The organism is Pseudomonadaceae bacterium SI-3 (assembly GCA_004010935.1).
In the GTDB taxonomy this organism is placed as follows: Bacteria; Pseudomonadota; Gammaproteobacteria; order Pseudomonadales; family Pseudomonadaceae; genus Stutzerimonas.
In genome coordinates, this window is the sequence record CP026511.1 from 1,279,299 (window position 1) to 1,291,497 (window position 12,199).

General features: G+C 62.1%; 11 protein-coding genes. 7 read left to right on the top strand and 4 right to left on the bottom strand.

All coding sequences use genetic code 11. The features are described from left to right. Nucleotides 1–195 precede the first annotated feature (195 nt). Nucleotides 196–1,449 carry a diguanylate phosphodiesterase gene (locus C1896_06165; protein ID AZZ44536.1) on the top strand — a complete coding sequence of 418 codons (1,254 nt, stop codon included), beginning with the start codon at nt 196–198 and terminating at the stop codon, nt 1,447–1,449. Between the two features lie 62 nt (nt 1,450–1,511). Here the strand turns inward: C1896_06165 and uraH are convergent, their stop codons facing one another. Together uraH and C1896_06175 are read right to left on the bottom strand one after the other, a co-directional pair. After that, nucleotides 1,512–1,922, bottom strand: a complete 411-nt coding sequence (gene uraH / locus C1896_06170; protein AZZ44537.1) for a hydroxyisourate hydrolase — start codon at nt 1,920–1,922, stop codon at nt 1,512–1,514. A 14-nt stretch (nt 1,923–1,936) separates the two neighbouring features. Then, nucleotides 1,937–2,431: a hypothetical protein gene (locus C1896_06175; GenBank protein ID AZZ44538.1), complete on the bottom strand. Its 495-nt coding sequence runs from the start codon at nt 2,429–2,431 to the stop codon at nt 1,937–1,939. A gap of 146 nt (nt 2,432–2,577) precedes the next feature. On the opposite strand from C1896_06175, the gene C1896_06180 reads away from it, so the two are divergent. The 3 genes from C1896_06180 (at nt 2,578) to C1896_06190 (ending at nt 5,170) form a co-directional block, all read left to right on the top strand. Beyond that, nucleotides 2,578–3,249 (top strand): DNA-binding response regulator, encoded by a 672-nt coding sequence (locus C1896_06180; GenBank protein ID AZZ44539.1) that lies wholly within the window; start codon nt 2,578–2,580, stop codon nt 3,247–3,249. Next, entirely contained in the window at nt 3,246–4,601 is a 1,356-nt protein-coding gene (locus C1896_06185; protein ID AZZ44540.1) for a two-component sensor histidine kinase, read from the top strand. The genes C1896_06180 and C1896_06185 overlap by 4 nt, the downstream gene beginning before the upstream one ends. Nucleotides 4,602–4,717: 116 nt before the next feature. Further along, nucleotides 4,718–5,170: an aldehyde dehydrogenase gene (locus C1896_06190; protein ID AZZ44541.1), complete on the top strand. Its 453-nt coding sequence runs from the start codon at nt 4,718–4,720 to the stop codon at nt 5,168–5,170. Between the two features lie 79 nt (nt 5,171–5,249). Here C1896_06190 and C1896_06195 read toward each other — a convergent pair whose 3' ends face one another. Continuing rightward, nucleotides 5,250–7,559, bottom strand: a complete 2,310-nt coding sequence (locus tag C1896_06195; GenBank protein ID AZZ44542.1) for a GGDEF-domain containing protein — start codon at nt 7,557–7,559, stop codon at nt 5,250–5,252. 207 nt (nt 7,560–7,766) lie between these two features. Here C1896_06195 and C1896_06200 point away from each other — a divergent pair, with 207 nt between their 5' ends. Further along, on the top strand, nt 7,767–8,687 hold the full coding sequence (locus C1896_06200; protein ID AZZ44543.1) for an AraC family transcriptional regulator CmrA: 921 nt from the start codon (nt 7,767–7,769) through the stop codon (nt 8,685–8,687). Nucleotides 8,688–8,742: 55 nt separating this feature from the next. On the opposite strand, the gene C1896_06205 is transcribed toward C1896_06200, so the two are convergent. Next, nucleotides 8,743–9,651 (bottom strand): LysR family transcriptional regulator, encoded by a 909-nt coding sequence (locus tag C1896_06205; protein AZZ44544.1) that lies wholly within the window; start codon nt 9,649–9,651, stop codon nt 8,743–8,745. A gap of 274 nt (nt 9,652–9,925) precedes the next feature. Here C1896_06205 and C1896_06210 point away from each other — a divergent pair, with 274 nt between their 5' ends. Both C1896_06210 and C1896_06215 read left to right on the top strand, forming a co-directional pair. Then, nucleotides 9,926–11,128 (top strand): MFS transporter, encoded by a 1,203-nt coding sequence (locus C1896_06210; protein AZZ47548.1) that lies wholly within the window; start codon nt 9,926–9,928, stop codon nt 11,126–11,128. Between the two features lie 4 nt (nt 11,129–11,132). Continuing rightward, on the top strand, nt 11,133–12,170 hold the full coding sequence (locus C1896_06215) for a hypothetical protein (protein AZZ44545.1): 1,038 nt from the start codon (nt 11,133–11,135) through the stop codon (nt 12,168–12,170). Nucleotides 12,171–12,199 lie beyond the last annotated feature (29 nt).

The following is a 12,199-nucleotide window of genomic DNA, read 5'->3' on the forward strand; positions in this document are numbered from 1 at the left end:
CAGCACCAGGCTAATCGGCGTTTAAGGCACGCAGCGGGGGACCGATCATCCGGAAAACTCAGGCGAGTCGCCAGAAACCAACAACACTGAACTAAAGGTCCCAACGATTCAGCGGGGCGCAGTTGTGCTCGCCGCTGGATAAGGACCGTCAACCCGAGCCGTCGAAACGAAACGGCTATTTCACCGGAGGTGTGAATGCTGCAGAACGTTCGGCTGGGACCCGAGGCCTTCGAGCGGGGCGGCGACCCAGCGGCCATGCTGCGGGACCTGGAAATAGCGGGCCATACGGTAGGTGACATGCTCTGCGAAGCGTTGCGCTCAGTGCGTTCGCACCTGGGCATGGATGTCGCGTTCGTCGCCGAGATGGTGCAGGGCTTTCGCGTGTTCCGCCATGTAAGCGGCCGTAGCGATCCGCCGCCGATATGTGTGGGCGGCTCCGATCCCCTTTCAGACAGCTACTGCCAGCGGGTGGTGGATGGTCGACTGCCGCAGCTGATCCCCGACACCAGCAAACTGCCCGAAGCGGTGGCGCTGCCCATCACCGAGATATTGTCGATCGGCGCCTATATCAGCGTGCCGATCCGTTTTAGCGATGGTCGCTTGTACGGCACCTTCTGCTGCTTCAGTTCCAAGCCTGACGGCACCTTGAACGAACGTGATCTGGATACCCTGCGGTTGTTCGCCGACTTCGCCGGCCGGTTGCTCGAGACTCAGGCCAAGGAGCAGCGCGAACAGGAGGAGCGGCTCGCGCGCATCAACAGCGTGCTGAGTGAACAGGCGTACAACGTCGTGTATCAGCCGATCGTGGATGTGAGGCAGAACGACGTGGTTGGCTACGAAGCGCTGGCGCGATTCTCCGGCGAACCACAACGTACCCCGGATCTCTGGTTCGGTGAGGCCGAGCAGGTCGGTCTGCAATGCGAACTGGAAATAGCGCTCGTCCAGGAAGCCCTGAAAGGCCTGAGTGGCATTCGCCAGGACCGCTACCTGTCGTTGAACGTCTCGCCGGAAACCATCCTCGCCGGGGCACTCGGAACCCTGCTAGACGGCCAGCCCCTGGACAGGCTGATGCTCGAGGTCACCGAGCACGCGTCAGTACGCGACTATGACCTGATCGCCGAAGCGCTCGAACCCATGCGCGCGCAGGGCCTGCTGCTGGCGGTGGATGATGCAGGTGCCGGCTATGCGAGTTTTCGCCACATCCTCAAGCTCAAGCCGGATGTGATCAAACTCGACGGTAGCCTGATCCGCAACATGGACAGCAACCGCGACTGCCGGGCGCTGGCGTCGGCATTGATCCGCTTCGGTCAGGAGACCGACTGCAAGATCGTCGCTGAATGCGTCGAGACAGAGGCCGAACTGGAGATCCTCCGTGAGCTTCAGGTGACCAAGGCGCAGGGCTATCTGCTGGGCCGCCCTGGGCCGCTGGGTGGCAGTCAGCAGACTTAGACGAGGCCGCGACTGACAGGTGCAACCCGTCGGGTTACCTGTCAGTCGGCCCTTCTGATGGCTCAGTTGCCCCGATAGGTCGAGAAGCCGTACGGGCTGAGCAGCAGCGGGATGTGGTAGTGCGGCACGGTGCCGTCCACCTCGAAGATCACCGGGACTTCCGGAAAGAAACTCGCCGTATCGTGCGCCTCGAACCAGTCACCGGTCTTGAACGTGACGCGGTAGGTGCCTTTCTCCAGCGACTTGTCCTGCGGATAGAGCGCGGTGATGCGGCCTTGCTGGTTGGTCACGCCATCGTTCAGGGCAGTCCACTGCTTACCGTTCTGCTTTTCCAACGTGACTTTCACATCAGGCGAGGGCAGGCCGTCGTTGAGGTTGAGCACATGTACGCTGAGCGGGTTGTCGGCAGCCATGGCGAGGCTGGAAAGGCTGGCAATGACGAGGCTGGCGCAAAGGGTTTTCAGGTTAGTCATGGATTGATCTCCGGTTAACGGTTGGAAGGAAGCAGTTTTGCGATTGCCTGAGTGGCGCAGGCCTCGTCGGTCTCGGCGCCGCCGGCACCGGCTACGCCAATGGCGCCGATGACTTCGTCGCCGACCCGCAGCGGAACGCCGCCGCCGAGCAGTAACAGTTCATCGAAGGTGTTGAGGTTGGCGGCGTCCGGGTTGTTGCGGGCGCGCTCGCCGAACAGGCGGGTCGGTGTCTTGCTGGACAACGCGGTGTAGGCCTTGCGCTGTGCAGCGATGGTGTTGTGCGGGCCGACGTTGTCGTCACGCTGCAGCGCGATCAGGTTGCCGCCGCGATCGACCACTGCCATCGCGGCGGTACGGCCCTCGGCGTGGCAGGCGGCCATGGCCGAGTCGAGCAGGGCGTTGGCCAGTTGCAGCGAGACGTTCTGCTGGCTGACAGGTTGCGGGGTGGCGGCCATGGCCTGGGCACCGGCAAGGGCCAGGCCGACCAACGAAAGGGGGACAATGCGCATCGGTTTCTCCTCAATGGGCTCCGTGGAGCAGGTGGGGCCATCCTGTGCTGGTGGCCGCGTCAAACCCATTGCCTGCGCATTACGTATTTGTAATGGGATAAATGCTCGCGGGCGCCTAGCCTATGCGCCTCGCCCGGAGGAAGCAGATGCGCATACTGGTAGTAGAAGACGAGTTCAAGACGGCCGATTACCTGCGCAAGGGGTTGAGCGAGTCGGGCTATCTGGTGGAAGTCGCGCTCAACGGCCTGGACGGTCAGCACCTGATTCAGGAAAGCGAGTTCGACCTGATCATCCTCGACGTCATGTTGCCGGGCATCGACGGCTGGCAACTGCTGCAGATCGTGCGGCGCAAGGCGCAGACGCCGGTGCTGTTCCTCACCGCGCGCGATGCCGTGGAAGACCGGGTCAAGGGCCTGGAGCTGGGCGCTGACGACTATCTGGTCAAGCCGTTTTCCTACGCCGAGCTGCTGGCGCGGGTTCGCACCTTGCTGCGCCGCGGGCCGCCGCGTGAGGTCGAGCAGTTCAAGGTCGCCGATCTGGAGCTGGACCTGCTCCGCCGTCGGGTCACGCGTCAGGGTGAGCGGCTGACGCTGACCAACAAGGAGTTCGCCTTGTTGCACCTGCTGCTCAGCCGTGAAGGCGAAGTCCTGTCGCGGGCGCAGATTGCTTCGCAGGTCTGGCAGATGAATTTCGACAGCGATACCAATGTCGTCGACGTCGCGATACGCCGGCTGCGGGCGAAGGTGGACGACCCTTACCAGCCCAAGCTGATCCACACCGTGCGCGGCATGGGCTACCTGTTGGAAGTGCCGGAATGAAGCTGCTGCCACGCTCGCTGAGCCTGCGTCTGGCACTGATGTTTGCGCTGGTCAGCACGGCGCTGCTGGGTGCGATTGGCTTCTACCTCTATCAATCACTGGAGCGCGAGATCGCCTGGCGCGACGACCAGGCGCTGCTCGGGCGGCTGGAGCGCATGGCGGCCTTGCTCGATGACAGTGACAGCATCGAGGTGCTGCGCGAGCGACCTCAGCTCTACGCCAACATGCTCGGCAATCGCGACAGTCTGCTTTGGGTGCTGGGGGAGAGTGGGGCGCCGCTGATCGAGATCAATCCCGCTCAGTTGGCGATCCCGCAATTGCCGCCGGCGGATCACCCGCGGCTGGAGGATCTGGGTGATCAGGCGCGGTTGGCCTGGATACAGATCGAACGACCACGTGGCGGCCTGACGCTGATCGCCGGCAAATTGCTGGGCGAGCGTGAGCAGATGCTTGCCGCGTACCGCCTGAAACTCTGGCTGGCCCTGGCCACCGGTGCGCTACTGGCGTTTCTGCTGGGCTGGCTGGTGAGCGAACGAGGACTGCGGCCGGTTCGTCAGCTGACCCGCCGTGCGCTGGCGATCGACGTCCAGCACCTGCATCTGCGCATCGAAGACAGTGCCGAGCTTAGCGAGTTGCGCGCGTTGAGCGAGGCACTGAACCAGATGCTCGCGCGACTGGAGGCCGGTTTTGCCCAGCTGTCGCGGTTTTCCGAAGACCTGGCGCATGAGATGCGCACCCCGCTCAGCAACCTGATGGGCCAGACCCAGCAAACCTTGCGGCGGGTACGCTCGCTGGAGGATTACCAGAGCCTGCTGGCTTCCAATCAGGAGGAATATGAGCGTCTGGCCAGAATGATCAACAACATGTTGTTTTTAGCCCGCACCGAGCAGGTCGATGCGGCAATTCACCGGCAGGACCTCGACCTGGCCGAAACGGTGGAACAGCTCGGTGATTATTTCGAGGGCGTTGCCGAAGAGCAGCAGATGCGGGTAGTGAACGAGGCGAGCGGCAGCCTGCACGCCGATCCGGATCTGCTGCGCAGGGCGCTGGCCAACCTCATCGCCAATGCGCTGCGCTATGGCGCGACGGGAACGGAGGTCCGCGTGAGCAGCGAGCGTACCGCTGAAAACGTGGTGATCACTGTCGAAAACGGCGGCGAGCCCATCGCTGCCGAACACCTGCCGCGGCTGTTCGACCGCTTCTATCGCTGCGATCCGTCACGTGCCCAACCGGGCGACTCTGGCGGGCTGGGGCTGGCAATTGTGCGCTCGATCATGCAGCTGCATGGGGGTGAAGTGCGGGTGACCAGCGATGCATCGGTTACCTGCTTCAGCCTGTCCTTTCCTCGCTGAACGTAGTGGCTCCACCGGGCAGACAGGCTGAACCTTTATCGAAACGGCAGAGTCGACTTAACAGGTTGGCCGTGTTCTTTCCGGCCGTTCATCCAAGCCCGTAGGAGACTTTCTCAATGGATAACAAAGACACCATTTCCGTACTCAACGATCTCATCGAAACCAGCAAAGACGGTGAGAAGGGCTTCCGCGAATGCGCTGATGACCTGAAGAATCCGCAGCTGAAGACCACCATGAATCAACGTGCCCAGGATTGCGCCACGGCAGCCGCTGAGCTGCAGCAATTGGTACGCACCATGGGTGGCGATCCGGATACCTCCACAAGCACTGCCGGTGATATGCACCGTCGCTGGGTCGACCTGAAGACCAAGGTCACCGGCAAGGATGACGAGTCCATCCTCAACGAGTGCGAGCGTGGCGAAGACGTTGCCCTCAAGAGCTACCGCAAAGCGCTCGAGAAGGACCTGCCAATGGATGTCCGTTCGGTGGTCGAGCGTCAGATGCAGGGCGTGCAGCGCAACCATGATGAGGTCAAGGCACTGCGCGACGCCGAGCGCGCCCGTAGCTGATCGATCCATGTTGCGAAAACGCCGGCCTCAGGGCCGGCGTTTTTTTATCAATGCTGGACCCGTGATGCGGGCTGCTGCGTCATCCACATACGGGTTCCGCCGTTCTGGTGAACGGAGCGTATTGATAGAGCTGTTCGGCTGACATGGGGCGGCTGAAGTGATAGCCCTGCGCGATGTCGCAGCCCGCCAGCCTCAGGTAGACGAGCTGATCCCGCGTTTCCACACCCTCGGCCACCACCGTCAAACCCAGGCGCTTCGCCAGCGTGATGGTGGACGAGACGATGGGGTTGTCGTCATAGCTGTTCGACAGTGGGGCGATCAACGCCCGGTCTATCTTCAGTGTATTGAGCGGCATCGAGTGCAGGTGGGCGAAGCCCGCATAGCCTCTGCCGAAGTCATCAAGGCTGATGTTCAGCCCGGCCACACGCAGCCGTTCGAGATGCTCGACGGCCATGCCTTCATCATCGAGTACGACCGTTTCGGTAATCTCCAGCTCGAACTGCCAGGCTTCGATGCCGCGCTGCGCCAGCTCGCTGAGCAACCGTTCGCTGAAGTCGGCTTGACGCAGCTGTATGGCCGATACGTTGACGGCGAGTCGCGAGGATCGGCCTTGAGCGCTCCAACCTTTCAGTTCCTCCAGCGCGAGACGTATCACTTCCCAGCCGAGCGCGACGATGAACCCACTGCGCTCTGCCAGCGAAATGAAGCGATCCGGATAGAGCAGGCCGAACTGCGGGTGCTCCCAGCGCACCAGTGCTTCATAGCCAGAAACCTGCATCGAATCCAAGCGGATTTGCGGCTGGTAGTGCAGGACGAATTGCCGTTCGCTCAACGCGGCAACCAGCGACTGCTCCAGCGAGAATTCATTGATATCCGCGAGGTTCAAGGAGGGGTCGAAGAACCGATACTGGCCGCGACCGGACTGCTTGGCCGAATACATTGCCGCGTCAGCGCAGCGAATCAAACCGTCGATTTCCTGACCATCACGGGGACAGATGCTGACACCGATGCTCGGGCTGGTGTTGACCTCATGTTCATCGAGGGCATAGACGGCGGTGAGCTTGTTCACCAGATCGCGGACCCAGGTGTCGATCTGCTCTTCACTTCGGTCGCCCGCAAGCAGCACGACGAATTCATCACCGCCGAAGCGCGCCGCCTGATCGCCGGGTTCCAGCGCGCGGCTGATCCGTCCCGCCACGGCCTGCAGTAGCAAATCCCCGACCTTGTGCCCCAGCGAATCGTTGATCGATTTGAAGCGATCCATGTCGATGAAGAGTATTGCCATCAAACGACGCAGGTTGCGCTGGCGAGCCAGGGTTTCAGCGCAGGTATCCAGGAACTGCCGGCGATTGTGCAGGCCGCTCAGGTGGTCGGTAGCGGCTGCATGGGTGCTGCGCCGATGTTCGTCCTCCAGACGACTGATCCGCTCTTGGTCGATCCGATGGGCCTGCTCCAGCGCGCAGAATGCCTCGTGGCGCCTCTGCAACAGCCGCATCGCCCAGATCACTCCGCCGAGGATGAGCAACGTCATGGCCAGATTCATCCACAACTGACGGCCGAAACTGCGTTGGTGGGCCGCGAGGATTTCGCCAACCTGCTGGCTGACGACCACGCTGAATCCGCTGTCACGCGCGCGGCTGTAAAGGCTCTGATATTCCTGATCAGTGCTGTATTGGGTGGTCATGCCGGCATCCGTCTTTGCAGGCAGACCGGGTCTGAGGCGTTTGCCTGCGGCAGACATCCCACCGTTTGTGAAGTGGAGCCGTCCCTCGTCAGCCCTGTCCAGCAATCGCACCAGCCCGGTAGCGCCCAGGTCGGCGTGATTGAGTAGAACGGCGAGTGGGCTAACGTCCAACTGCACCAACAGGATGCGCTTCAACTCAATCGAGTCGGGGCCGGTCAGCGGTATCAGAAAAGGTAACTGCCAGCTTGCAGGCTCTGCGGCCTGCAGCGACGCCATGGGTCGTAGCAGGAAGGGCTGGTTACCGTACTGCGCATTATGGGCGTTGAATTCCGCGAGCCATTGCTCTGGCAGTGGCTGGGAGTCAGACGTGCTGGCGAGCAGGCGCCCGCCCAGATCGTAGAGATTCAAGCGCTCAAGGGTAGGGTCCTCGGCAAGCATGCGAGCGAGGCTTTGACGGTCGGAGCTGAAGCCGTCGCTCAACATCAGGTGACCGATGACCTGCACCCGGTCGACGCGTTGTTGCAGGTTCTCCACGGCACTACGGGCCAGGCTGAGATGCTCGGCGGCCTTGGCTTGCAACGCCGCCCTTCGCGACGTCTGTCCGTGGTGCCAATACGATCCCCACAGGAGTGCCAGCGTGGCTATACAGAGCGATAGCAACAGCGCCTGAGGAAACGTGGGGGAGGACAGGAACCGTCGAATCACGGCGGGGCACTCAATGCGTAGTGATGGCAAAGTATCATCACGTTATGTCATAGCGATGACAGCATTCGAGGCGCACATTGGCTGGCTGCGGGTGCTTCGCCGCAAATCGCCGGCACTCGAACGGTTCTGCACACAAAGGTCCCATCGCTCAGGCAAAATCGAACGAACTGCTAAGCTGTTTCATCCGTTTTCCGGAACCCGCTGCTCATGAATTCCTTCATCTCCCCATCGAGTGACGAGACCAGCGCACAGCGCGCCGAGCTGGCGCGGCTGGTCGAAGGCGCCGTCAGCGGCGACGGCATGCACCCGACCGCCATCGAGCCGCTGCATCTGATCCGCTGCGCAACGCCTGGCGAGATGACTTATGGCCTGCACAAGCCGGCGTTGTGCGTCATCGTTCAGGGCGGCAAAGAAGTGCGCCTGGCTGATGAGCTGTATCGCTACGACCCGCTACATTATTTGGTGGTGTCGGTGACGCTGCCTGTTGCCGGCTGCGTGATCCGGGCGTCCAGCGATGAGCCTTACATCTGCATTCGGCTGGACATCGACCCATCACTGATTGCCGGGCTGGTTGCCGACGCCAACCCGGCGCCAGCGCCAGAAGATACCGCGGGGCGTGGCCTCTATCTGGACCGTATCGACGCGCCGCTGCTGGACGCCACCCTGCGGCTGGTGCGCCTGCTAAACAATCCCAAGGACATCCCGGTCCTCGCGCCATTGGCAGTGCGCGAGATGTTCTACCGACTGCTCTGCGGGCCGCAGGGGCACCACCTTCAGGCGGTGGCGCTGCAAGGCAGTCAGTCGCACCGGGTCAACGATGCGATCGAGTGGCTCAATCGCAACTACGTCGAGCCGCTGCGCATCGATGAGTTAGCGCGACGGGTCAATCTCAGCAGCTCCAGCCTGCATCATCGATTCAAGGCACTGACGGCCATGAGTCCGTTGCAATATCAGAAGCAGCTTCGCCTGCAGGAAGCCCGCCGGTTGTTGGTGGCCGAAGGGTTGGAAGTGTCGGCAGCGGGTTACCGGGTGGGCTATGAAAGCCCCTCGCAATTCAGCCGGGAATACAGCCGCTTGTTCGGCGCCTCCCCGGTCAAGGACCTGGCCCGTCTGCGCAACATGGCCTGATCTCGCTCAGGGGACCGATGCAGTGCCTGTATAGCGCCGGTGGGGTCGCCTGCCGTCAGCCGTGGTTCTGAGTCGCTGCGAGACGCAGCGCGTCGAGCACCAGGGTGAATGCGGGCGAGGGTTGCTTGCGGCTCGGGTAGTACAGGTAGTAGCCATCGAACGGCGCGCACCAGTCGTCCAGCACCCGCACCAAGCGGCCTTCCTCAATATGCGGGGCGAACTCGTCTTCCGGCAGGAAGGCGATGCCCAGCCCGTCCAGCGCCGCAAGCACGATATGCGGCGTGCTGTTCAGCACGACCTGGCCCTCAACGCGCACGTTAAGAGCCTGCTCGCCTTGTTCGAACTCCCAGGCGTATAGCCCACCATGGGTCGGAAAGCGCATGTTGATGCAGCGGTGTCCGGTCAGGTCCTGCGGTGTGGTCGGCTTGGTGTGCTGCGCAAAGTATGTCGGCGATGCCACCGCGGCCATCCGCAGCGCCGGGCCGATCGGCATGGCAATCATGTCCTTGTCGATGGTATCGCCCAGGCGCACACCGGCATCGAAGCGATCGGCCACGATGTCGCGAAAGCCGTAGTTGACGTCGAACTCGACGTTGATGTCGGGGAAGGCTTTGAGCAGTGGCGTGATTTTTGGCAGCAATAGGGTTCGCAGCACGTGGTCGCCACAGGTGATTCGCACCGTGCCCGCCGGTTTCTCGCGCAGGTCCGTCAGCACGTCCAGCTCGGCCTCAATTTCATCGAAGCGGTGTCCGATGGCGCGCAGCAGCCGCTCACCGGCAGGCGTGGGCGAGACGCTGCGTGTCGTCCTAGTCAACAAGCGAATTTCGAGGCGTTTCTCCAGGCCGCTGACCGCCTGGCTTAGCGCCGATTGCGAAACGCCCAGTTGCGCCGCTGCGCGGGTGAAGCTGCCTTCACGTGCGACGGTGACGAATGAGAGGAGATCGTTGAGGTTGCGTCTGACCATGGGCCTAGCTTGGCATAGATAACTGATTAGCGGCGCTTATAGCGGCTTTAAGCATTCATTAGCTAATCAGGAAAGCCATACCCCAGGAGAATGCTTGATACGAAAAGACGCGGCGCTGTCGCTCGCAACCGATTGTGGGGTGTGCAGCTCGCCGCGCCGGCCAAGCATTGCGGTCAGTGAGGCCGCTTCAGGGGTATCGCCACTCATGATCAGCTACACAACCGATGCCACATTAGACAACCACGAGACTGCCCATTGGGGCGGGGTGTTCGCCATGTCGATGTGCGTATTTGCGCTGATCGCCTCCGAGTTCATGCCTGTCAGTCTGCTCACGCCCATCGCCGCCGACCTCAACATCAGCGAGGGGAGCGTCGGTCAGGGCATTGCGATTTCCGGCGCATTCGCCGTGGTGACCAGCCTGTTCATTTCCTCGCTCGCTGGGCACATGAACCGCAAGGCGCTGTTGCTGCTGCTGACGGGAGTCATGGGGTTGTCTGGCGCGGTCGTTGCGCTGGCGCCGAACTACTTCACCTACATGCTTGGCCGCGCGCTAATCGGCGTGGTGGTTGGTGGATTCTGGTCGATGTCCGCGGCGACGGCCATGCGCCTGGTTCCGGAAGATCAGGTCCCGCGGGCACTGGCAGTGTTCAACGGCGGCAATGCGCTGGCCACGGTCGTCGCGGCTCCTCTGGGCAGTTATCTGGGCTCAATCATCGGCTGGCGCGGCGCCTTCCTGTGCCTGGTCCCGGTGGCCCTCGCCGCGCTCATTTGGCAGTGGATCAGCCTGCCTTCGATGCCGACCGAGGCTCGCAAGGCCCAACCGTTTCATGTCTTCAGCCTGCTCAAACACCCGGTGGTGGCCTTGGGCATGCTGGCTGTCGGGGCGTTCTTCATGGGCCAGTTCACGCTGTTTACCTACTTGCGGCCATTCCTCGAGACGGTGACAGGGGTCGACGTGTCCACGCTCTCGCTGATGCTGCTCGTGATCGGGGTGATGGGCTTTATCGGCACGCTGCTGATCAGCTCGGTCCTCAAACGCGGCCTCTATCCGACGCTGATCGGCATCCCCGTGCTGATGGCCGTCATCGCACTGTCGCTGACCCAATTCGGACACGCGACGGGCGTTGTAGTCGTGCTTCTGGGCGCCTGGGGACTCATTGCCACCGCCGCTCCGGTCGGCTGGTGGAGTTGGGTGCCGAGGACTTTTCCACAAAACCCCGAGGCCGGTGGCGGACTGATGGTGGCGGTGATTCAACTGTCGATCGCCGTGGGCTCGATGCTGGGCGGGGTGCTGTTCGACACCAGCGGCTACCGCAGCACCTTTCTCAGCGGCATGGCCCTGCTGCTAATTGCGGCCTTTCTGACTTTCCTGACATCGCGCTCACATACCGGACAAAGGGTGGTGACTACGCCGGGTGCTGAACAACCACCAGGCCAGCTGGCCGCCCATTCCCGATCACTGCATGAAGAAGGATAGACCGATGAAAAAGCTGCTTCTGGCGGTAGGACTAATGACCAGCGCCTACGCATTCAACGCAATGGGACAAGACATGTCTGACGGTGCCAATAATTTCTACACGAGCGATAGTTTGAGCCTGGAAAAGGTCCGGTTCGATAACCAATACAACATGGAGGTCGTGGGCAACCTGTTCATGCCTAAAGCTGCTGACCGGAACACGCGCTACCCCGCGATCATCGTGGGCCACCCCATGGGCGCAGTGAAGGAGCAGAGTTCGAATCTCTACGCACAGAAGCTCGCCGAGCAGGGCTTCGTCACGCTCGCCATCGACCAGTCGTTCTGGGGCGAGAGCGAAGGCCAGCCGCGCAATGTGGTGGCGCCGGACGTTTATACAGAGGCGTTCAGCGCCGCGGTTGATTACCTCGGCACGCGGCCTTTCGTGGACCGGGAGCGGATCGGCGTATTGGGCATCTGCGGCAGCGGCAGCTTTGTCATCAGCGCGGCCAAGATCGACCCCCGCATGAAGGCCATCGCGACGGTTAGCATGTACGACATGGGCGCGGCCAACCGCGACGCCTTGAACAAGTCGCAAACGCTCGAGCAGCGTAAGCAGATCCTCGCTGAGGCCGCCGAGCAACGCTACGCCGAATTCACCGGCGGCGAGACTCGCTATACCGGCGGCACGGTGCACCAGTTGCACGAGGACACTCACCCCATCCAACGCGAGTTCTTCGACTTCTACCGTACGGCCCGCGGCGAGTTCACGCCGGCCAGCTCAACGCCTGATCTGACCACGCACCCAACACTGACCAGCAACGTGAAGTTCATGAACTTCTATCCGTTCAATGACATCGAGACGATTTCCCCGCGCCCGATGCTGTTCATTTCCGGCGACGAGGCGCACTCGAAGGAGTTCAGCGAAGCGGCCTACCGTCAGGCGGGCGAGCCGAAGGAGCTGCTGTGGATCAAGGGTGCCGGGCACGTCGATCTCTATGACCGCGTCGACCTGATCCCCTTCGACAAGCTCGCTGCTTTCTTCAGGAACAACCTGAGCGAGTAATCCGGCAGGCCGTGGCCGGCCCCGCTATT

Excerpts from the sequence above, each read along its gene's own strand:
- C1896_06175 (AZZ44538.1), bottom strand. The coding sequence starts at position 2,431 with ATGCGCATTGTCCCCCTTTCGTTGGTCGGCCTGGCCCTTGCCGGTGCC.
- C1896_06190 (AZZ44541.1), top strand. The coding sequence starts at position 4,718 with ATGGATAACAAAGACACCATTTCCGTACTCAACGATCTCATCGAAACC.
- C1896_06215 (AZZ44545.1), top strand. The coding sequence starts at position 11,133 with ATGAAAAAGCTGCTTCTGGCGGTAGGACTAATGACCAGCGCCTACGCA.
- C1896_06200 (AZZ44543.1), top strand. The coding sequence starts at position 7,767 with ATGAATTCCTTCATCTCCCCATCGAGTGACGAGACCAGCGCACAGCGC.
- C1896_06165 (AZZ44536.1), top strand. The coding sequence starts at position 196 with ATGCTGCAGAACGTTCGGCTGGGACCCGAGGCCTTCGAGCGGGGCGGC.
- C1896_06185 (AZZ44540.1), top strand. The coding sequence starts at position 3,246 with ATGAAGCTGCTGCCACGCTCGCTGAGCCTGCGTCTGGCACTGATGTTT.
- uraH (AZZ44537.1), bottom strand. The coding sequence starts at position 1,922 with ATGACTAACCTGAAAACCCTTTGCGCCAGCCTCGTCATTGCCAGCCTT.
- C1896_06210 (AZZ47548.1), top strand. The coding sequence starts at position 9,926 with ATGTCGATGTGCGTATTTGCGCTGATCGCCTCCGAGTTCATGCCTGTC.
- C1896_06205 (AZZ44544.1), bottom strand. The coding sequence starts at position 9,651 with ATGGTCAGACGCAACCTCAACGATCTCCTCTCATTCGTCACCGTCGCA.
- C1896_06180 (AZZ44539.1), top strand. The coding sequence starts at position 2,578 with ATGCGCATACTGGTAGTAGAAGACGAGTTCAAGACGGCCGATTACCTG.